Source organism: Croceicoccus hydrothermalis, from assembly GCF_022378335.1.
Lineage (GTDB): Bacteria > Pseudomonadota > Alphaproteobacteria > Sphingomonadales > Sphingomonadaceae > Croceicoccus > Croceicoccus hydrothermalis.
The window spans coordinates 41,266-60,306 of the sequence record NZ_JAIQCI010000023.1; the positions used below are offsets into that span (position 1 = coordinate 41,266).

23 protein-coding genes and 1 pseudogene are annotated in these 19,041 nt (G+C 60.4%); 16 read left to right on the forward strand and 8 right to left on the reverse strand.

Annotation, left to right across the window (positions count from 1 at the left end):
• Positions 1-2 precede the first annotated feature (2 nt).
• Both K4G67_RS13495 and cobA read right to left on the reverse strand, forming a co-directional pair.
• Positions 3-953 (reverse strand): GAF domain-containing protein, encoded by a 951-nt coding sequence (locus tag K4G67_RS13495; RefSeq protein WP_239806883.1) that lies wholly within the window; start codon positions 951-953, stop codon positions 3-5.
• On the reverse strand, positions 940-1,731 hold the full coding sequence (gene cobA, locus K4G67_RS13500) for a uroporphyrinogen-III C-methyltransferase (protein ID WP_239806906.1): 792 nt from the start codon (positions 1,729-1,731) through the stop codon (positions 940-942). The genes K4G67_RS13495 and cobA overlap by 14 nt, the downstream gene beginning before the upstream one ends.
• Before the next feature lie 418 nt (positions 1,732-2,149).
• Here cobA and K4G67_RS17790 point away from each other — a divergent pair.
• From K4G67_RS17790 to K4G67_RS13575, 16 genes and pseudogenes are all read left to right on the forward strand, one after another.
• Positions 2,150-2,344, forward strand: a pseudogene (locus K4G67_RS17790) (IS6 family transposase); the annotation flags it as partial.
• 376 nt (positions 2,345-2,720) lie between these two features.
• Positions 2,721-2,942: a hypothetical protein gene (locus K4G67_RS13505; protein WP_239806884.1), complete on the forward strand. Its 222-nt coding sequence runs from the start codon at positions 2,721-2,723 to the stop codon at positions 2,940-2,942.
• Between the two features lie 59 nt (positions 2,943-3,001).
• On the forward strand, positions 3,002-3,556 hold the full coding sequence (locus tag K4G67_RS13510; RefSeq protein WP_239806885.1) for a fumarylacetoacetate hydrolase family protein: 555 nt from the start codon (positions 3,002-3,004) through the stop codon (positions 3,554-3,556).
• A 70-nt stretch (positions 3,557-3,626) separates the two neighbouring features.
• Positions 3,627-4,280, forward strand: coding sequence for an oxidoreductase (locus K4G67_RS13515; RefSeq protein ID WP_239806886.1), 654 nt, complete (start codon positions 3,627-3,629; stop codon positions 4,278-4,280).
• A gap of 208 nt (positions 4,281-4,488) precedes the next feature.
• Positions 4,489-4,926 (forward strand): hypothetical protein, encoded by a 438-nt coding sequence (locus tag K4G67_RS13520; protein WP_239806887.1) that lies wholly within the window; start codon positions 4,489-4,491, stop codon positions 4,924-4,926.
• A 264-nt stretch (positions 4,927-5,190) separates the two neighbouring features.
• The gene (locus K4G67_RS13525; RefSeq protein WP_239806888.1) at positions 5,191-5,673 is read left to right on the forward strand and encodes a PaaI family thioesterase; all 483 of its coding nucleotides are present in this window, start codon (positions 5,191-5,193) and stop codon (positions 5,671-5,673) included.
• Between the two features lie 121 nt (positions 5,674-5,794).
• Positions 5,795-7,048: an NAD(P)/FAD-dependent oxidoreductase gene (locus K4G67_RS13530; protein ID WP_239806889.1), complete on the forward strand. Its 1,254-nt coding sequence runs from the start codon at positions 5,795-5,797 to the stop codon at positions 7,046-7,048.
• 42 nt (positions 7,049-7,090) lie between these two features.
• Positions 7,091-7,291 (forward strand): Rieske 2Fe-2S domain-containing protein, encoded by a 201-nt coding sequence (locus K4G67_RS13535; protein ID WP_239806890.1) that lies wholly within the window; start codon positions 7,091-7,093, stop codon positions 7,289-7,291.
• Between the two features lie 120 nt (positions 7,292-7,411).
• Entirely contained in the window at positions 7,412-7,741 is a 330-nt protein-coding gene (locus K4G67_RS13540; RefSeq protein ID WP_239806891.1) for a hypothetical protein, read from the forward strand.
• Positions 7,734-7,985, forward strand: a complete 252-nt coding sequence (locus K4G67_RS13545) for a transposase (RefSeq protein WP_275588888.1) — start codon at positions 7,734-7,736, stop codon at positions 7,983-7,985. The genes K4G67_RS13540 and K4G67_RS13545 overlap by 8 nt, the downstream gene beginning before the upstream one ends.
• Positions 7,986-8,185: 200 nt before the next feature.
• Complete coding sequence (locus tag K4G67_RS13550; RefSeq protein ID WP_239806893.1) at positions 8,186-8,350, forward strand: aldo/keto reductase; 165 nt, start codon at positions 8,186-8,188, stop codon at positions 8,348-8,350.
• A gap of 164 nt (positions 8,351-8,514) precedes the next feature.
• Positions 8,515-9,747, forward strand: a complete 1,233-nt coding sequence (locus K4G67_RS13555; protein ID WP_239806894.1) for a hypothetical protein — start codon at positions 8,515-8,517, stop codon at positions 9,745-9,747.
• Positions 9,744-10,997, forward strand: a complete 1,254-nt coding sequence (locus tag K4G67_RS13560) for a DUF1592 domain-containing protein (protein ID WP_239806895.1) — start codon at positions 9,744-9,746, stop codon at positions 10,995-10,997. Before K4G67_RS13555 ends, K4G67_RS13560 begins: the two co-directional genes overlap by 4 nt.
• Entirely contained in the window at positions 10,931-11,452 is a 522-nt protein-coding gene (locus K4G67_RS13565; protein ID WP_239806896.1) for a DUF1588 domain-containing protein, read from the forward strand. Before K4G67_RS13560 ends, K4G67_RS13565 begins: the two co-directional genes overlap by 67 nt.
• Positions 11,449-12,780, forward strand: coding sequence for a DUF1552 domain-containing protein (locus K4G67_RS13570; protein ID WP_239806897.1), 1,332 nt, complete (start codon positions 11,449-11,451; stop codon positions 12,778-12,780). Before K4G67_RS13565 ends, K4G67_RS13570 begins: the two co-directional genes overlap by 4 nt.
• A 269-nt stretch (positions 12,781-13,049) precedes the next feature.
• Positions 13,050-14,219 (forward strand): c-type cytochrome, encoded by a 1,170-nt coding sequence (locus K4G67_RS13575; protein ID WP_239806898.1) that lies wholly within the window; start codon positions 13,050-13,052, stop codon positions 14,217-14,219.
• A gap of 300 nt (positions 14,220-14,519) precedes the next feature.
• Here the strand turns inward: K4G67_RS13575 and K4G67_RS13580 are convergent, their stop codons facing one another.
• The 6 genes from K4G67_RS13580 to K4G67_RS13605 form a co-directional block, all read right to left on the reverse strand.
• The gene (locus K4G67_RS13580) at positions 14,520-15,110 is read right to left on the reverse strand and encodes a class I SAM-dependent DNA methyltransferase (RefSeq protein WP_239806899.1); all 591 of its coding nucleotides are present in this window, start codon (positions 15,108-15,110) and stop codon (positions 14,520-14,522) included.
• A complete protein-coding gene (locus K4G67_RS13585; RefSeq protein WP_338026438.1) occupies positions 15,094-15,834 on the reverse strand; it encodes a PIG-L deacetylase family protein in 741 nt (246 codons plus the stop codon). Before K4G67_RS13585 ends, K4G67_RS13580 begins: the two co-directional genes overlap by 17 nt.
• Positions 15,831-16,928, reverse strand: coding sequence for an acyl-CoA dehydrogenase family protein (locus tag K4G67_RS13590; protein ID WP_239806901.1), 1,098 nt, complete (start codon positions 16,926-16,928; stop codon positions 15,831-15,833). Before K4G67_RS13590 ends, K4G67_RS13585 begins: the two co-directional genes overlap by 4 nt.
• A gap of 5 nt (positions 16,929-16,933) precedes the next feature.
• Positions 16,934-17,944, reverse strand: a complete 1,011-nt coding sequence (locus tag K4G67_RS13595; RefSeq protein WP_239806902.1) for a glycosyltransferase — start codon at positions 17,942-17,944, stop codon at positions 16,934-16,936.
• A gap of 80 nt (positions 17,945-18,024) precedes the next feature.
• The gene (locus K4G67_RS13600; protein WP_239806903.1) at positions 18,025-18,369 is read right to left on the reverse strand and encodes a hypothetical protein; all 345 of its coding nucleotides are present in this window, start codon (positions 18,367-18,369) and stop codon (positions 18,025-18,027) included.
• Between the two features lie 413 nt (positions 18,370-18,782).
• On the reverse strand, positions 18,783-19,041 hold a 259-nt coding region (locus tag K4G67_RS13605), incomplete at its 5' end, for a hypothetical protein (protein ID WP_239806904.1).

The following is a 19,041-nucleotide window of genomic DNA, read 5'->3' on the forward strand; positions in this document are numbered from 1 at the left end:
CTTTACAGATACCAGGCGGTGATGAAGGCGAGGGTCTCTGCGCGATACACGGGCAGAGCGACCATGCTGCGATAGCCTGCGGGCAGGCCGACCCCGTCGTTGACGATATGCGGAACCCCGGTGCCGAGCACCTGTCCCACGGGACCCTGCCAGGCATTGATGGTAACGATATCGACCGGCGGATTCTGCTTTGGCCAGAGAGGGCCTTCTCGCTCGCAGATTCCGTCAAGACGGACGGCGCGTCGATGCGGACCCACCCGCTCTTCCCGCGCGTCCCAGATTTCGAAACGGCGGGCGAGGGGCGTGTCGCCACCCGACAATAGGGTGACGACGCGGTTTTCGCCGCCGGGTCCCGTCAAGGGTATGCCGAGCCCTGTATCGAGCCCCGCCTGCTGCGCCACCTCGCTGCGGACAAAGGCGTGCGATGTGCCGATCTCCCGCATGAGGACGGGCATGTCGGCCGACCATACGCCGCCGGGCAGGCCGTGTCCGCGTGCAAAGACTACGTCCTGGGAAACACTCTCGAAATCGGTGGCGGAGCCGTAATATCCCGCTTCAAGGCGAAGGCGCGCGTCCCGCTCGCCCCATAGCTCGATCGCGCCCACCGCCTTCTCACCATCGCCGCAGAAGATGACGAGGACGGCCTTCAACGCGTTTCCGGCAAAGATCGGAACCGCAATCGCGCAGGTCATTCCCGCTTCCCGCGCGGCCTCGTGCCGGACGAAATTCGCCGCGTTCAAATCTGTCAGAACGATCGGGCTGCCTTGTTCCCAAGCCTTGCCCGGCAAGCCCTCTGCCTTGGCGAAGGTCGTGCGCGCCGTCACATCGGCGAAACCATGCGCAGAACCGTGATCGGCCATGGCGAGCGTCAAAACGCCATCGTCCGGCAACCAGATCTCGGCCGCCTTGATGAAGCAATTTGCCCGCTCGGTTGTGATATCAGTTGCCGGCATGAAGCACCTCGCCCAAAGGGGATTGATCGACCGGGCATGCGCCGCGCAGCGCCTCTCCGATCAGAATGACAGCCGGCCCGTCGCGCAGCGCCGATTTCGCGGCCAGCGGCAGAAGATCCAGCCGCGTCAGGAAAGTCAGCCGTTCGGGCAGGCTGGCATTTTCCACCAGCGCCACCGGCGTATCGGGCGGCAGGCCGGCACCGATCAGCCCGGCCGAGACATGAGCCGCCGCCGCCTTGCCCATATAGACCGCCAGTGTTGCCTGCCGGTCGGCCAGTGCCGCCCAATCGACATCCGGCACTGCGCCGCGCACGACATGCGCCGTCACGAAGGTCAGCCTTCGTGCAAGGCCCCGCAGCGTCAGCGACACACCAAGATCGGCCGCTGCCGCGCTTGCTGCCGTGACGCCGGGGCAAATCCGGACCGCAATGCCTGCCGCCCGGCATGCCGCCAGCTCCTCGGTTGCGCGCCCGAAGATCGACGGGTCGCCGCCCTTGAGCCGAACTACTTTTTTGCCGGCCAAGGCAGCATCGACGATCATCTGGTCAATGGAACGCTGATCTTTCGAATGCCGACCAGAGCGCTTGCCGACCGAAATGCGTTCGACACTTGCGGGGATGAGATCGAGGACGCCGATGCCAACCAACGCGTCGTGGAACACGACGTCGGCCGATTGCAAAAGGCGCTCCGCTTTACGCGTCAGCAGATCGGGATCGCCCGGTCCGGCGCCAGCGAGCCAGACCGATCCGTAGTCGCTCCAGATGCCGTCATCCGCCATCACGCAGGACGACCGTTCCCTAAGTCTGTCGGCGAACCGACTATCCGAACCATGCGCATTCCCGACCTCCCGGTGTGAAAGGCAAACGCAAAAAAGCCGCTCAGACGCATGATCCCCATGGATCGGTCGAGCGGCACCGTTGCCAGCAAATTGTTTGATCATATCGAAAATGATTGCGCCCGACGTTGGGCGAATCCGATAACCATTGTCTAATTGAAACGATGTTGCGGCGCAACAGGAAAATACGAAAGACTTCGGTTCAATGGGCGAGTCTGGCATTTAGAAATTCGCCAAGGGTCCGATCCTCCGGCGCTGTAAGAAGGATGGTACATGTGACGAAAGCCGCGGCGCAGGGTGGGGGAAAGCGAATGCCCCGAGCCGGAAAACCAGGAAACCCGTTCGGTGTTTCCATTCTTCGATGGAGGTGATTCGACGGGTCGTTATGATGTGCGTTCGTTTCCCGCTTCCTTTACGAAACGTCGAAAATCTACAGTCGGAGCGCGGCATTGATATCTGCCATGAGACGGCGCGGTTATGGTGGAACAGCTTTGGTCCGATGTTCGCGGCCAACATGCGCCGCCAGCGCATGCATCGGATGCGCGGTTTTCGAAAATAGCAATGGTACCTCGACTATTCCATCGAAGGGAACGAGCAATGCTGCGCTTCAGGCAAATGAAGTCGCGACAGAAGTTCGCCTCGGTCACGCAACCTTTCGCAACCCCGTCAATCCCGAACGAGACATCGTTGATTGAGAAACTTACAAGAACCGCCGCTCAAGTGCGCTCGCTTAACGGCAACATCTCATGGTAAGAATGGCCCGGGGGCGGACTTTGCAAAACGGAGAGCAGTCTGCTTCTGAATGACAGCTACTGCCACTTGCCCCGCCATTGGAAGCGGCATCAGCTCAACCCGACAATGGCAATCGACACTCCTACGCAAACAAATACGATACGAATCGTATAATAAGGTGTCGCGGAGGCTGGTTTGAAATGAAGTCTGGAAGGATTGCGCTGGACACGCCCGACGATGAAGTCGCCCGGTCAATTGTTGTGGAGCCGGATCGAGGTCGCGTCGTAGATATTGCGCGTTCTGCGCCGCTTTACTTTGCCGGCAAGCGCGACGCAGGACGCCGCTATGCGGTAACTGATTTCCCCGGCGGACTGCCTTGTCTCTGGAATCGTTCCTCACTGACCATGCCGAAAATGTCATGACCGCGCACGGTGATGAGGCTGCGATAGCGATTGGGGATATTGCATGGCCACCATAAGGGTTGGACCAGAAAAACCGGTCGGCCTTCGCCCGATTCAATCGAACGGATTTGTTCTCATACGCACAAGGCGGGGTCGATGGCGGTAGCTCACGAAGCGATGGTGCCATGGCAGGACACGTCAGGAGCATCAATTACGAGCTGGAGCCTTGCCGAGTGATAGGACAGCATGCAAGCGATCCGACGCCCGAAAACACTCCGCACGATCTGTTCGGCGTCACGATCTACGATGACTTCAGAGGGCGCGATCTGCAACCGGACGAACTTCCGATCGGCATGGGATGCACCAGAAGCAAGAATTTCGCCGAGGGCATCGGACCGGGCATCACGATCAAGGACGAGTTTGACGATCTCTACGCCGTTCCCACGGAGGCGCGGCTCAACGGTGACGTCAAGGTTACGGGCAAAAGGGCGTGTGTTTTAAGGACGTTCGACAAGGTGCCCGCTCGCGCGTCGCTGGGCAAAAATTTCGAGCCGGAAGAGGCAACCGGATCAGGCACGATCAGGCATGGTTGCGCTGTTGAGCATGATACCGTTCCAACCTGTTTGTCGGCATGACACATTCGGATTTGTCGGACCAATGCCGTGAAATGAACCACGGGTTATCGTTATTTCCGATCTTAGTCCATTGCTCGCACCATTCAAAATCAATACGCTCGAACTCGCCAACCGTATGGTTTTTGGGCCGATGGCGGTCACGGCACCCGATGCGGAAGGTCGCCTCACCGACCAGACGGTCGCGTTCTTTGAGGAGAGGGCGCGCGGCGGCGTTGGCCTTGTCATCGTCGGCGGATCGGTCGCCACGGCGCGGGGGTGGGACGAATCTCCATTCCGTCCGGTGCTGAGAATGGATAACGAAGAAGCGCTTCCCGGTCTTCGCCGATTGGGTGAGGCCGTTCATGCATGCGGTGTTCCCATCATCGCGGAACTGACGCTGGGCTTCGGTCGGATGGCAACAGCGATATGGGAACGGCCGAATATTTCCGCCAGTCCCCTGGAAGTCTTCATCGCGAAAGACCGCTTTCCCAGAGGAATCTATGTTCCGGGCGGCAAGCGAACACCCGTTCCTGATGCCGCGACGGCCGCGCAGATCGCGGAGCTGAGCGCAAAGACCATCGAGGCTGCCTTGCGAATGCAACGCGCGGGATGGGACGGCATCGAGCTTGCCGCGCATATGAGCTATTTCGCAGCGTCCTTCCTCTCTCCGCGCACGAACTGGCGGACGGACATGTATGGCGGAAACGTCGCCAATCGGGCCAGGTTGCTGTACGAGATAGTCTAGGAGATCCGCACGCAAGCAGGCCTCGATTTCGTGATCGGCCTGCGCATCACCTCGGATGAATATGTCGAGGGCGGGCAAGGGGCCGGGGGATATGCTGAAGTTGCGGCCGAAATCGAGCGCGCTGGGCTGGACTATGTGGCCATAGCTCCGGGTTGCTATGAAACGATGGACAAGAGCATGAGCGTGAAGGACGGCGACGCGATCGTCAATGGAGACGCCGCCGCGTTCCGCAGGGCGCTCGGCGTACCGCTCCTCATTCTGGGCCTGCATGAGCCGGCCGATGCCGCGCGCGATCGAAGAGGGCTATTGCGACCTCACCATGCTTGCGCGGCCTTTATTGGCGGATCCGGAATATGCCGACAAGGTCGCCTCGGGTCGCGCCGACGATATCGTCCGCTGCGACCGGGAGAACCAATGCGTTCGCCGCCTGATGACGAACATGCCCGTGCGCTGCACGGTCGACCCGCGGATGGGGCGCGAGAGCGAGCTTGCGGGCAGCAGGGGCGGGGTAAAGACCATCGTGGGCGACACGCTGCAGGGAGCCGTTCTCAAGCTCACCGGATCGCGCCGATCGATGGGGCTCGCGGGCCGCGTGATTTCGACGATGCAAAAGCTGTCAGGCAAACGAAGCCCAGGACCGAACTGACCCCACAGTTTTTGACGAGAGTGATACAATGAGCACTCTTGTGAAGACCTGTCAGAAAGCGCCGTCTACGCAGGCGGAAGATGAATTCGCTCCAAATCTTCGCATCGGTACACGCCTTCTTTGACAGGCATTTCCATTCGGACCGCCATTTCGCCTACAGAGGAAAATACAAGACCGCCGCTCAGTCGCATTGGCTGAGCGGCAAAATCTGCTGGCCGCAAGAAGTGCGCGGGAAGGACGCACACTGCAAAGCGGAAAAGCGGTTTGCACCCGAATGAAGAGGATCATGCCTCACAACCGTTTTCAGACAGTGACGACCGGGTGAAGATCGCGCAGGCTCTCGCGTCGGGAGCCCGCGATGTCGCTCTCGATAGGAATCCAGGATTTGCCAGCATCGGAGCGCGCCTGATCGACGGTTACGACGCCTCGGTCAGGTTGCGCTTCACCTTGCCCGATGCGATGTCGCGCGGAGACGGGATAGCCGCCGGCGGGCCACTGACAAGCTGCCTCGATACGGCCATGGTGGTCGCCGTGCTCGCCAAATTGCGGCAGGGTCAGACCTGTACGTCGATCACTTTCACCGTGAACATGGTCCGTCCGGCGATGGTCGGCGACCTTTATGCCGAGGCGACGCTCGACAAGGCGGGGCGCACCGTCTGTTTCGCCAGCGCACGTCTCTTCGACGCAGATCAAAAGCTGGTCGCGACGGCGAGTTCCGCAAACGCCGTGATCAACCTCAACAAATAGAAAGCCGAAAAAGGCATGGCTCAACCGGCAGGGGATTTCGCACGGTGTTCGGCAGGCGGATTGTCATCGAACGAACGCGCGGTCGATCCTCGCGTTTGCAAGCTCGGGGGATAATGTAGCGATGGATCATTTCGACGCCCTGATCGTAGGGGCAGGGCATGGCGGTGCGCAGGCCGCGATCGCGCTGCGGCAGCTGGGTTTTGGCGGTACGATCGGCATGATCGGGAAGGGGGTCGAGCCGCCATATGAACGCCCCCCACTGTCGAAGGATTATCTCGCACGGGAAAAGCCGTTCGAAAGGATCCTGATCCGCCCCGAAGCTTTCTGGCTTCAAAAGAAGGTCGATCTGCTGCCCGGCTGCGAAGTCGTGGATGTGAACCCGAATGCAAATGTGGTGACCCTCATCGACGGACGCCGGATCGGCTATGGCGATCTCATCTGGTCGGCGGGAGGAGAGGCACGGCGCCTTTCGTGCGTCGGGAACGAACTTGCCGGTGTTCGTGCGGTTCGCGATCGGCCGGATGTCGATGCGATCATGGCGGAACTCGCAAACGGGCCAAAACGCGTCGTCGTGATCGGCGGCGGCTATATCGGCCTTGAGGCGGCCGCCGTCCTGCGGAAATTCGGGCACGAGGTCGTCCTGCTCGAAACGCTCGACAGGGTGCTGGCCCGGGTTGCCGGGCATGATATTTCGCGCTGCATCGAACGGGAGCACCGCGCCCATGGCGTCGACATACGTCTCCGGACGACGGTCGATTGCCTTCAAGGCAATGCGGACGGCAGGATCGGCGGTGTGAAGCTCGACGATGGGCAAGTGATTTCATGCGACCTTGCGATTGTCGGCATCGGTATCGTTCCGGTGGTCGACCCTCTGGTCAAGGCGGGGGCGCGCGTGTCGAACGGCGTCGAAGTGGACCCGTTTTGCGAGACGAGCTTGCCCCATGTGTATGCGATCGGAGATTGCGCATGCCATGCGAATGGTTTTGCAGATGGTGCGATGATCCGTCTGGAAAGCGTACAGAACGCCAATGACATGGCGATAACCGCGGCAAGGGCAATTATCGGTAAGCGCGAACCTTATCGCGCGACGCCGTGGTTCTGGTCCAACCAATATGATCTCAAGCTGCAAACGGTGGGCCTTAATCACGGCTATGACGCTTCGGTGCTTCGCGGTGAACCGGCCACGGGACGATTTTCGGTCGTGTATCTCAAAGATGGGAAAACCGTCGCGATCGACTGCGTCAACGCCTCCAAAGATTATGTGCAGGGTCGCAAGCTGGTCGAGGCGCAACTCACGGTCGATCCATCCGTGCTCGCCGATAGCAACACACCCTTGGCCCAATTGCTATCGGATCGCTTCGACGCGGGAGCATGACACGCGCGATCCGTGTCGGTGCGTATGGAAAAGGAGGATCGAATGCCTTTTTTACGGAACTGCTGGTACGGCGCGATGTGGGAAGACGATCTGCCCGCCGGCGAACTGATCGCCCGAACCTTGCTCGACGAACCCTTCGTGTTCTACCGCAATCCGGACGGGGAGGCGGTGGCCTTGTCCGACATCTGTCCCCATCGCTTCGTACCGCTTCATCGTGGGACGCTGCTTCCGCAAGGGGGGTGATGTGCGGCTATCACGGATTGCGGTTCGGCGACGACGGGCGATGCATCGCCAATCCGCACGAGGATCGTATCCCCTCGGCCTGCAAGGTTCGCAGCTATCCGCTGGTCGCGCGCGACAAGCATGTTGTGGATCTGGATGGGGGACGAAACGCCCGATCCCGCCCTGATTCCCGACTATCATTTCCTGGATCCGGCAAACGATTTCGCGGTCGTCCCGCGCGACCATCTGCATATGCGGGTGGACTACCGGCTGATCATCTCGAACCTGCTCGATCTCAGCCATGTGTCGTTCCTGCACGATGGCATTCTCGGCAATGCGCAGACGGCAATTGCGGATATCGAATGGAAGAAGGCGCCCGATGAGGTCGAGGTGTCCCGCTTTTCGGCCAATGTGTCACCGCCGGAAATGTTCGACCTCATGTTCCTCAACGATCAAGGCCAAAATGCTTAAGAGCCGCATCCATCGCCGTAAGCCCAAGGGCAGACCGATGCCCGAGCAAATGGCGCGGGCCAATGCGGCAAAATCAGCAATCCGCGTCCGCGTCGAGCATGTCTTCGCGCACCAGAAAAACCGCTACGGCCTGTTCATCCGCACCATCGGCATTGCCCGTGCGCAGGCAAAACTCACGCTGGCCAACCTCGCCTACAACTTCGATCGCCTGATTTTCCATCAACGGTGCGCAGCCACGGGATAGGTGCGACTGAAATCCCCAGAAAGGGCTGAAAGGCTTACAAAAAGGCATCCCAGCAATGCCCGTTAGCCCGATCAAATGCCGACGCTGACCTCTTCAAACACCGAACGGATCATCATGCGGCCGAAATCACGGTTGTTACGGGTGTCCAGCTCGGGTTCCAAGGGCTCGAAGTTTCGGCACTTGGCCTCGGCTGCATCGGGATGAACGAATTTTACGAGGCCAGTGACGAAACAGAAGCGCTGGCGACAATCGATCTCGCGCTTGATCGCGGCGTCACCCTGCTCGACACGGCCGATATGTATGGCGTCGGCGCCAACGAGGAGCTTGTCGGCCGCGCCATCCGTCATCGCCGCATTGAAATCTGACAGTTCCTGCTCGGACAATAGTGGCGCGAAGCATAGCCATAGGGCGCGTTTATCTTCTGAATCAAAACATCGATCGCGAACATTCTGATACAAATTCATACCGGATGATCGGTTGTCTTATTCCGCTTTGGTCGGCACGTTCGATTTTGGGATAGGATAAAACGATGGAAAATCACCGTGGCGGCCTTTCGGGGCGGATGAAAAAAATCCTTTTGTACGGGATTGGCGGTGCGATCGTGGTGGGCGGCGCCATATTGGCGCTCGCATCGCCAGACCGCGCCACGGCCGAAGTGGGATCGTTCCTGCGCGATGGGAAGGCTGGCTTCGTCGTAACGCGCTTTGCCTATGCGCTTGGGCCGGACGCTGCGGGAACGGCGCAATGTGGCGGCGGTGTCACGCTCACGACCGAACAGATCTATGCCGGATCGCAAGCCGGGCAAAAGCGTCCCGGCGAAAGTGATGAGGCATATGGCCAGCGGATCAAGCAGGAAAGCCGTGCAATATCGTCGTCGCCGAGCGGCGAGGATTACTGCCTGCACCCCGAACTTGCGCCATTCGATCCGCACACGCGAATACTGCGCAGTGCCGCGGCCACGGCCGAGGGGATGAACCTCGATGGCCGAATATCGCGGTCCCGGACCGATGCAAAAAGCGGACGGCTGGATTTCAGGGGCGCCGATGGGACCGAGGGCATCGACAATCAGTTCCGGCGCGCCGTGGGGTGCAATACGGGATATCAGTCGTCGGGTCTGGCCAATGGTTTTCAGACGGAGATGTACACCGGATCGTGGGGCATTCTGGTAAGGCTGGACGATGTCGGCGATCTGACGAACGATGACCATGTCGAGGTCGTCATCGCGGCGAATGCGGACCCCATCCGCGTCAGCCCATCGCGCGAGGCATTGGAATATGCGACCTATGCGCTCGATCCGGACGAACGTTTTGTCGCCAGAACGACAGGGCGGATCCGCAATGGCGTACTTCATACCGATCCGGTCGATGTGCGGTTTCACAATGTGGTGAATGCCATGCACCTTGAAAGACCGCTGCGCGATGCGGTCATCCGGGCCAGGCTTTCGCCCGATGGCGTGCTTGCAGGCTACCTTGGCGGATATGCGCCGGTGGAAGAGCTTTACAATTACCAGTTCGGGTATCGTAATGGCAAGAATGCCGATGGCACGCTGGCGGATTTGGGCCGGCGTGTCGGGTCCGCCAACGGGGCGGCGGGCGCGCTTGGCCATACGTGCCCCGGCATATATCAATCGCTCAACAGCCTTGCCGACGGTCATCCCAGGAACGGCAAATACACCTCGATCTCGACCCAGTACACGTTCGAGGCGCGCCCCGCCTTCGTCGTCGACAGTGCCGAAGCGGATCGGGATGCGGTGACATCATGAGGCAATATCTCTCTGCGTTCGATGCCACCGCCCTGCTGCGCGATCGAAAGCGCGTTGCGATGGCGTTGGTGCTCGGCTTGCTGGCGCTGGTGCTGATTGCGTCCGGCATGGGGTCGGGCGAACCGGAACCGGTCGGCGGCCCGGCCATGATGCGGCGCCTGACGGAGGATCAGTACCGGGCAACGATCGCCGACATATTCGCAGACGATATCGAAATCGCCGCACGGTTCGAACGGCCGGTGCGCGCAGACGGGCTGATCGCGATCGGCACGGGCGAGGCGGGAATGTCGCCCTTCGCGGTGGAGCAATACGATGCCGCCGCACAGTCCATCGCCGCTTCCGTCACATCGAAAAAACGCCGCAATCAGTTCATGTCCTGCCGCCCCGCGGACCCGGCCCGTTTCGACGAGAAATGCGCGCGCGAATTTCTGGGTCAGAAAGGTCGCATGCTGTTTCGCCGTCCGCTGGCGCCCCGTGAATTGGACAGGTTCGTGTCGATCGCGCGCACGGCGCATGCGCGACTGGGCGGATTTTACGAAGGGTTGGAGCTCGGCCTCTATACCATGCTGGTGTCGCCCGATTTCCTGTTCAGGATCGAACGCGCGGAACCGGGGGAGGGACCGACCCGGCAGCTGGACGCATTTTCCAAGGCATCCCGGCTGAGCTATTTCCTCACCAATTCGACCCCGGACGACGAATTGCTGCGCGCGGCCGAGGATGGGGAGCTGAACGACAGCGCCGGTGTCGAACGGCAAGTGGCCCGATTGATGGAATCGCCGCGCTATCGCGTGGCGGTCACCGCGTTTTTTCGCGACATGCTGCAATTCGACCGGTTCTCGGACCTGTCGAAAGACCCGGAGATATTCCCGGCGTTCAATTCGGACGTGGCCGACGCCGCGCAGGAACAGACCCTGCGAACCATTGCGGAACATCTTATCGACCGCGATGGCGATTACCGGGAGCTGTTCACGACGCGCGATACATTCCTGAACCGCGATCTCGGCGTTATCTATCGCACCCCCGTTGCGCCGCGCAGCGAGTGGCAGCCGGTGACCTTTGCAAAGAATGCCCACCGCGCGGGCATCCAATCGCATATCTCGTTTCTGGCTCTGCACTCGCATCCGGGGCGTTCGTCCCGACATTGCGCGGATATGCGGCGCGCGAAATTTTCCTGTGTCAGCATGTGCCCGATCCTCCGCCCAATGTCGATTTCAGCGCTGTGGAACAGAACGCCAATGTCCAGATGGTGACCGCGCGCGACCGGCTGAAGATGCATGCCACCGAACCGTCTTGTGCGGGGTGCCACAAGGTCATGGACCCGCTCGGCCTGACGATGGAGAATTTCGACGGGCTGGGCGGCTTTCGCACGCAGGAGAACGGTGCCACCATTAATACCGAAGGATTCCTCGACGGAACACAGTTCGATAGTCCGGACGGGCTTGCCGAAGCATTATACAATCATCCCGAAACGCCGCGCTGCGTTGCCGAGCGGTTGTATAATAGTGCGGTCGGACGTGATATTACATGGGGGGAGCGTTATTATCTCGATTGGCTGATCGAAGCTTTTGCCGACGATGGTTATCGCGTCCCGGACTTGATGCGCAAGATCGCGATGAGCGAGAATTTCTTTACCGTTACAGCACCCGCACAGGCGCCTCGCACAAGAATGACAGAAGGGCCGGCACGCAAAGGAGAGAGCACATGACCAGGTTTTCACGCAGGAACGTGTTGCGCGGCATCATGGGCGGCGGGGCCGTCGGTGTGGCCTTGCCTTTCCTCGACAGTTTTCTCGACGGTAACGGAACGGCCCTGGCCGCGACCGGACAGCGTATTCCAGTGCGGTTCGGGACGTGGATCTGGGGATGCGGTTTCATCCCGGAAAAATGGATACCCACCTCCTCCGGGCGCGAATATCTCATGCCGGAGGATCTTGCGCCGCTCGAACCCTACAGGGACAGGCTGGCGATCTTTTCGGGGTATGATGTCAAGCTGAACGGGGTTGCGAACAAGCCGCATATTACAGGGTGCCTTGGGCTGCGTACCGGGATACCGGTGCCCGATCTCGACGTGAAGGCGCCGACGCTCGACGTGCTGATCGGGCAGGAAATCGGCGGCGACACGCGGTTTCGCTCGCTCGAAATGAGCAGTTGCGGACTGCAACGCTCTTATTCCTATCAATCGGCCGGCTCCCCCAATCCGAGCGAGACTTCGCCGCTGGCGCTCTATCGCCGTATTTTCGGTGAGGGGTTTCAGGACCCCAACTCGCTCGATTTCGAACCCGATACGCGCACGATGGTCCGCAGGAGCGTCCTGTCGTCCATCGGCGATGAGCGGCGCAAGCTGATGCAAACGGTCGGTAGCAGCGACCGGCAAAGGCTGGACGAATATTTCACCTCGATCCGCCAGATCGAACAGCAGCTCGACCTGCAATTGCAGGCACCCACGCCGGTGGAAAACTTCGTCAGTCCGGACGAACCCGGTGCTTATGAAAACGGATCGGATGTGGTCACGGTGATGGAAACCCACCGGCTGATGGCGCAGCTTCTGGCCAAGGCGTTGCAGGCCAATCAGACCAATGTTTTCAACATGCTGTTTTCCGACACCACGTCGAACCTGCGCCGTCCGGGCGAAACCGCGACGCACCATACCTTGACCCACGAAGAGCCGGTCGATCGCCAGCTTGGCTTTCAAAAGCAGCATAGCCTGTTCGCGACCGACAGCATGGTGGCATGGAAAGAGTTTCTAGACGAGCTCGACAAGATTCCAGAGGGCGACGGCACGCTGCTCGACAATTGCCTGGTGCTTGCCCATTCGGATTGCTCGATTGCAAAATCCCACGCGGTCGAAGGCATTCCCGCGATGGTCGCCGGCAATGCGGGCGGCGCCGTGCGCACCGGCTATCACATGGCTGGAAACGGCGATTCCATCGCACGTCTGGGCTTGAGCGTGCAGCAGGCCATGGGGGTGCAGGTCGAAAGATGGGGGCATCAGGCCATGGAAACCAACCGGACCATAACCGAGCTTGTTGCCTGACATAGGCAGGTCCGCGTGCCGGATCGCGATCCGGCCAATATCGATCGACCTGGGACAAGGCGCGGTGGGATGCCGGTGATGATCCGCGCTCACAAAGCGACCCATGGCAAGGCTCGACAAGAATTCAGGGGATGCATGTGAGCGGGGATGAGGCAGTGAAACCTGTTGGACCGAGGCGTATCGGGCGCAAATCCGCGGCAATCGTCCTTTTGGTCCTGGTGCTCGCGGTCGCAGGCGGCGCTGCATTCTTCTTTCGCCCCCATCCGCCGATGGCTGTGCCTGCGTTGGCCACGCTCGATCATTCGGCACAGCGGGGCGCGTATCTCGCCTCCATCGGCAGCTGCAATGCTTGCCATACCGCAAAGGGAGGTCGGCAATTTGCCGGCGGCGTCAAATTCAAGACGGATTTCGGAACGCTGTATTCGACGAATATCACCCCCGATACGACCTATGGAATCGGGACATGGGACTTCGCGCAATTCTATCGCGCGATGAAAGAGGGCGTCGGCGACGGGGGCGAGCATCTTTACCCCGCGTTTCCCTACACGCATTTTGCGAAGATGGATGATCGCGACATCGCGTCGCTCTATGCCTATTTCCGCACGGTAGAGGCGCAATTCGTCAAAAACCGCGACAATGCCATGCGCTTTCCTTTCAATCATCGCGATTTGCTCTATTTCTGGAAACGGCTTTTCCACGATGGGACCGCTTCACCCGGCAATCCGCAAAATACGGCGCATGATCGCGGTCGATATCTTGTCGAAAGTATCCTGCATTGCAGTGCGTGCCATACGCCGCGCAACGCCCTTGGCGGATTGAATGAGGGCAAGGCTCTGCAAGGGGGAACTTATGTCGATCAGGTGGCAAACGGCGCCTATCGGCAATGGGCGGCAGCGGATATTACAGGCGGCCCGCACGGCCTCGCAAAATGGGACGCATCCGATATTGCGCTCTATCTGAAGGAAGGTCGCAACCGCCATACGGTGATCCATGGGCCGATGGGTGAGGTATTCGAGGCGACGAAAAACCTCGAAGAAAAGGATGCAGCTGCAATCGGAATCTACCTGTCCGAGGTCGAACCAGCCGCACGACGACTGGACTTGTCATGGCTTCGGTCGGGGATACAAAGCGGTGAAAGGGTTTACACCGTTCATTGCGGGACCTGCCATCTTCCCGACGGGAACGGTGCCGAAAATTTGGGCGTGTCGCTACGGCAAAACCCGCTTGTACAGGCGAAGGATCCCTCCACGCTCATCAACGTCATTCTGTACGGGCCGGAATTGCCGCCGCCGCCATTCACGAGCAATCGCACAAAAATGCCAGCTTATGGGAAGCGTCTTTCGGACGAGGATATCGCAAATCTCGCGACATATCTCCGCAGCAGCTTTGACAACAATGCCGGCATGGTAACGGCCGAACAGGTTGCCAGACAACGATAGAAACAACAGACGCATCTTACCTGTATTGCGATGTGGGCGGCATTTTCGGGTTTGAACAGGTCCGTTTGTTTGCCGATCTAGGCATACCTTTGAATCATGATCGGCTTGAGGCGAAAGGGGCGTTACAAAAAAACACCTCGGTTCATGTTTCCTTTCAAAACGACCTCGATCTCTGAACGTCATCTTGTCGACCGACACACTCACTAGCGGGCCTTCAATGCCGGAGGATCGGCGGAGAAGGGCGCGCCCTGCAAAACAAAGAGGGATTTGAAAACGACGGACAATTTCCGTCCAATCTCCTTACTTTTCCCCGATAGAGGGCCCCTTGCGAAGCCGGTCGATACGGTATCGAGGCTCGACCAGTTCGAAGTCAGTCGTCCAATCCGCGGCATCGGCAAAGATTTCGACCGCGCGTTGACCGGTGACCGGCAGATCGTTCGGCCCAATCCAGTTTACGAGCAGGCAGGTTCCGCCGGCCTCAAGACATCCCCATGCCATGCGCGCGGCAAGCGCAACGTCTTCGGCCGAAAGAAAGTACAAGACCTCGGACATCACGATCAGATCAAAGCGCCCCGCCGGCCAGTCGCGCGGTACTTCACCCCGTACGAATTCTACGCTGCGGCTGTCGCCCAGGCGTCCACGCGCCGCATCGAGCGCGTTCTGCGCAACGTCGAGCGCGACGAGACGATCCGCTAACCCAGAAAGATGGGCGGTAAGAACGCCGATAGAACAACCGATATCGAGGACATTCGCGAAGCGGTCCCGTGGAAGGGCGGCGAGCGTCGCGGAACGCTTGTGGCGCTCATATTCGCTTGTCTCGACATTCCACGGATCGGGGCGGTTATCGTAAAGCGTTTCGAACGTGGTTCGCTTGTCATTCTGGGTATTCACGGATGAAAATCTCCGAATGGTTCGCGAAATGATCGAGGAAGGCCGGGGGCATGATGAAGCCGCCCGGATCATCGGCAATCAGCTCGCCGGTTTGCGAGCGATAGCACGCAACGGCCGCGTGCTTGCAATCGAGGAAACGTGTATCGTGAAACCGGAAAAGATGGGCGGGGGGATGCGATTTTCCGAAACGACCCCATACGGGAAACGCGAAATGGGGCACGCCAAGACGCAATGCCACATGGCGGCAGAGGGCAGCGGCAGTCTGATGATCGCAATGCGGATCGCCGGCCCAGGTCGTCCAGATCGCCGACGCTCCGGCGGCCGCGGCCAGCGTAACGACCCGTTCCATGGTGTGCGGTCCGATGTCCGATGGTCGGCTCGTCCCGTCCGGCAAGCCGAGCCGGTGGACGGTAACAGATTTGCCGGGACACAGATGCGCCAGCGCCTGTGACAGTTCCCGCCGCCGCACTCGCGCGAGTGCGTCACGGTCGAAGCGGACGGACGATGGGTGCGATGCCTCGCCATCGGTGAGGAGGACGATGACGATCCGTGTCCCGCGCGCCGCGGCAGCAGCCAGCGCCATGCCACATCCTAAGGTCTCGTCATCAGGGTGTGGAACGACGAGCAACAGGCAAGGCCCGGGCGCGAGTTCTTCGATTGCGATGAACGGGGCGGCCTGCGCTTTCGACAAGACGGTTCCCGCAACGGCATCCGGCAGGCTCACAGCCCCTCGACCAAAGTGCTGCTTTCCAGAAGCTGTGCGACGGCCTTTGCGCGTTTGGCGTCGGGCGCGGCCTGACGCAGGAACAGACGCAGATCCCTGCAACTGCGCTCGATCAGCGAACCCTCGATATAGGCTACGGTGCCGAGGGCGCGCTCTGCCCGATCCATGACGAGCAGGCAATTCGTCTCGGTCACATCGCGGGCGAGCAGCGACAGCGCTGCCTTGCCCGCGGGCGCGCCTTCGGCTTCGACTTCGCGGGCAGCGCGGCTTATCCATAGTCGCATGGTTTCCAGTGCGATCGCGCATTCGGCGATCCGGCGTTGCTGATGGGGATCATGGGCCCGGTTTGCGCGCATCAGGCTGTCGCGCATGGCTTCATAGATGCCCTCCGCCGCGCCGAGATGGGCCGCGCAATATCGCCAGATGCCGCCTTCGAAATATGGTTCGGTAAAATAGATGTCCGGCACACCGAGGCGGCTGGTCCGATCGAGCGTGATGCCGGTGAAGTCGTAACGACCCGATTGCGTCGCGCGCATGCCGCCCATGGTCCATGCCGCCGGGTCCGCTCTTTCACGCTCGTCGGTCGGGGCAAGCCATAGCTCGGTCCCCTCGTCCGTCCGAACGGCGATGACGGCCTGTTCGACAAGGTTGAGGCCCGATGCGAATTGCTTGATGCCTTTCAGGGAAACCGCCTCCGATCCCCCGCTGCGCGTCACGGGGTCGTCGGGAACGTCGGCGCCCCACACGCCGAGCAGGCTGCCGCCGGCAACCGTTGCGGCGATTTCGCTCTTCAGCGCGTCATTTGCGTACAGATACACGAGTTTCACGGCATTCATGTGCCCTTCGAACAGGCGGGCAAGCGACAGGTTGGCCCGCCCCGCCAATCGCAACGCATCGAATGCCGGCGCGCTTCCCGCCGGTTCGCAACTCCAGCCCATGCCGCCATGCCGTACGGGGAGGCAGGCGTTGAGCCAGCCCGCCGCATGCAGAGCCGCCACGTCCGGGCCGAGATCGCCTTGCCCGCGATCCGCAATCCGCGCCCGCCCGCGAATGGTGGCAATCGGAAGCTGATCAAGAAGGGCGTTCGACATCATAGCTTCTACGCCAGAAGCCGAAGCGCTTTTTCAAGTTCGATCAGCACCTCGCTATATCGCAAGGGTTGCGGGCGATTTTGCGCGGCTTCGCCGAAGGGCATTCCGCGCGAGTGGATCGCATTGTCGGCAAGGCTGCGCAGCGCCTCGATTTTCAGCAGACGCCCATCGCAGGACGGATCATCGTGTCCTGCCCGATCTTTCAGCGCGGCGCCGCACCCCCCATCGGCCCGCCCCGCGATCCGGGCCGAAGTTCGCGTGCCGCAATCGGACAAGGTCAGGACCGCGCACTGCGCACCGAGCGCGGCCTCGCACAATGCCATGTCCTCCCCGACGGTGGGGAGCGGCAGGCCACCAAGTCTTGCGTAAATCGCGCTGCGAATGGCCATGCTCGCGCCGGACGGGCGATGCGCGAATACACCGTGTGCGCCCCCTGTCCAGCGGAGCCACAGGGCGTTGCTCGCATCGAACAAGGCTCTCTCCGCCTCGCCGACCTGCCGCACCATGACCGGCAATTGCGCCAGTTCGCTGTCGTCGAGATGCATGTCCTCGCACACGAGATCGTAGCCGGTCGAGATCGGCGCCAGCATGCGCCGGCACCATTGCGGGGAAACCGTCGTATCGGCATCGGTTGTGAGGAGGGCGCCCACCGGGCAAATCCGCGCGGCGAGATCAAGGGCGAGCCTGCGCGCATGAGGTGCGTTTCTGATGTCGGCGTCGAAAGACACTTCGACGATCAGCGCCTCGATCCGCTCGACCGCGAGGGCAGCCGCGATAAGGTCGAACGAACGGTCTGCGCTGTCGTGGACGACCACTACGACGGCTCCGCGCCTGTCGGCCTGGCGAATGGCTTCGGCGACGCTTTTCATGCACCGGGGCCCATAATCCGCCTCGTTGCGGGCAGGTACCGTGACGACAAATGCGTGCTCGAAACCGGTTATCGTGTCCGCCATCGCACACAGGCGTGCGCGACCGGAAAATGGTTCGGCTTGCAGCACCTCATCGATGAGACAGCGCATCGTCGATGGCCGCGGTTCGATGGGCGCTTTTCCGTGTCGGATGGCCGAAGGCGCGATGCAGTTTCGAACAGACATCATCCTCAGGCGGCGAGCCGGACACTGGGTTTCGCAAGGTCGCTCATATTCCCGTCTGCCTCGTCATCGTCGGCGGTGGGCGGAAATGACGACTTTGATGCATTGTCGGGACCGATGGTTTCGTTGCCAGCATTACGCTGGGCGTCGTTGACCAACCCTTCCTTTGCGATGCAATGCGCAGTCTCATTCCCGGCGCAGTCTGTACGAAAAGGTCGGAGCATCGAGGTCTGGTTGGCGACGACGTCCGTCGCTCGTTCGCGTTTCGGGCGCAGCTTGGCGTTGCTGGCTTTCGTCGAGATCTTTCCCGGCACCTTCTGTGTCTGGATATTGGCAAACCGAAGATCGGCCAATTCCTTGATACGGCAATCGGCATGATTCCTGGGTGCGGGCACTCGATCTCTCCGTTCAAACTGTCGCTTCCTCAAAAGAGCCGAAGCGACAGAGGGTTCCGAGTTTCTTTCCGTTTAAATTTCGCTGTTGTTGAGACGACAAGCTTTTCCGGCGTTCAGAATTGCGCGTCCCAATCGCCGACGAAAGATCGCCTGCAAACTGTTCGACGGACCATGTACGTCCGCACGAATGGCGAGCTTGTATAACTACGGCGCGGCGCCCGTTGCGAAGGCACGATGCTCGAAATTCATGTCAGGAAAAGAGGGACACTGCCGCCGCTCTGCGCCTTATGTACAAAGAGAAGCAGCAAAAATTCGCGGGACGAACAACCGGGCGTGCAACTTGCGTTCGTCGTTCCGACGGAAGGAGCGGATTATATGAAATCGGAGAGCGATTTGCATCCGACCCAGAACTTCACTTCTGTCCCGCATAATCGATACGCCAACGGATCGCCGCGTAAAAAGCGGATGCTGAGTTTTGCCGAAAGACGATTCTGTGCGTTCGAATGGTATCGCTGATCGATAAACGCGGTGGCATCCGGCCCTGAACTAGGCTCAGGACTCATTGCGGCAGCCAGAAGATGACGGTTGCGGCGATGCAGATGGCGGACATGAACGTGTGAGCGCAACGGT

Bases quoted from the DNA above. Each gene is read 5' to 3' on its own strand.
- K4G67_RS13495 (WP_239806883.1), bottom strand. From the start codon at position 953: ATGCCGGCAACTGATATCACAACCGAGCGGGCAAATTGCTTCATCAAG.
- cobA (WP_239806906.1), bottom strand. From the start codon at position 1,731: ATGGCGGATGACGGCATCTGGAGCGACTACGGATCGGTCTGGCTCGCT.
- K4G67_RS13505 (WP_239806884.1), top strand. From the start codon at position 2,721: ATGAAGTCTGGAAGGATTGCGCTGGACACGCCCGACGATGAAGTCGCC.
- K4G67_RS13520 (WP_239806887.1), top strand. From the start codon at position 4,489: ATGGAGACGCCGCCGCGTTCCGCAGGGCGCTCGGCGTACCGCTCCTCA.
- K4G67_RS13530 (WP_239806889.1), top strand. From the start codon at position 5,795: ATGGATCATTTCGACGCCCTGATCGTAGGGGCAGGGCATGGCGGTGCG.
- K4G67_RS13535 (WP_239806890.1), top strand. From the start codon at position 7,091: ATGCCTTTTTTACGGAACTGCTGGTACGGCGCGATGTGGGAAGACGAT.
- K4G67_RS13540 (WP_239806891.1), top strand. From the start codon at position 7,412: ATGTTGTGGATCTGGATGGGGGACGAAACGCCCGATCCCGCCCTGATT.
- K4G67_RS13545 (WP_275588888.1), top strand. From the start codon at position 7,734: ATGCTTAAGAGCCGCATCCATCGCCGTAAGCCCAAGGGCAGACCGATG.
- K4G67_RS13550 (WP_239806893.1), top strand. From the start codon at position 8,186: ATGAACGAATTTTACGAGGCCAGTGACGAAACAGAAGCGCTGGCGACA.
- K4G67_RS13555 (WP_239806894.1), top strand. From the start codon at position 8,515: ATGGAAAATCACCGTGGCGGCCTTTCGGGGCGGATGAAAAAAATCCTT.
- K4G67_RS13560 (WP_239806895.1), top strand. From the start codon at position 9,744: ATGAGGCAATATCTCTCTGCGTTCGATGCCACCGCCCTGCTGCGCGAT.
- K4G67_RS13570 (WP_239806897.1), top strand. From the start codon at position 11,449: ATGACCAGGTTTTCACGCAGGAACGTGTTGCGCGGCATCATGGGCGGC.
- K4G67_RS13575 (WP_239806898.1), top strand. From the start codon at position 13,050: ATGGCTGTGCCTGCGTTGGCCACGCTCGATCATTCGGCACAGCGGGGC.
- K4G67_RS13590 (WP_239806901.1), bottom strand. From the start codon at position 16,928: ATGATGTCGAACGCCCTTCTTGATCAGCTTCCGATTGCCACCATTCGC.
- K4G67_RS13595 (WP_239806902.1), bottom strand. From the start codon at position 17,944: ATGCGCTGTCTCATCGATGAGGTGCTGCAAGCCGAACCATTTTCCGGT.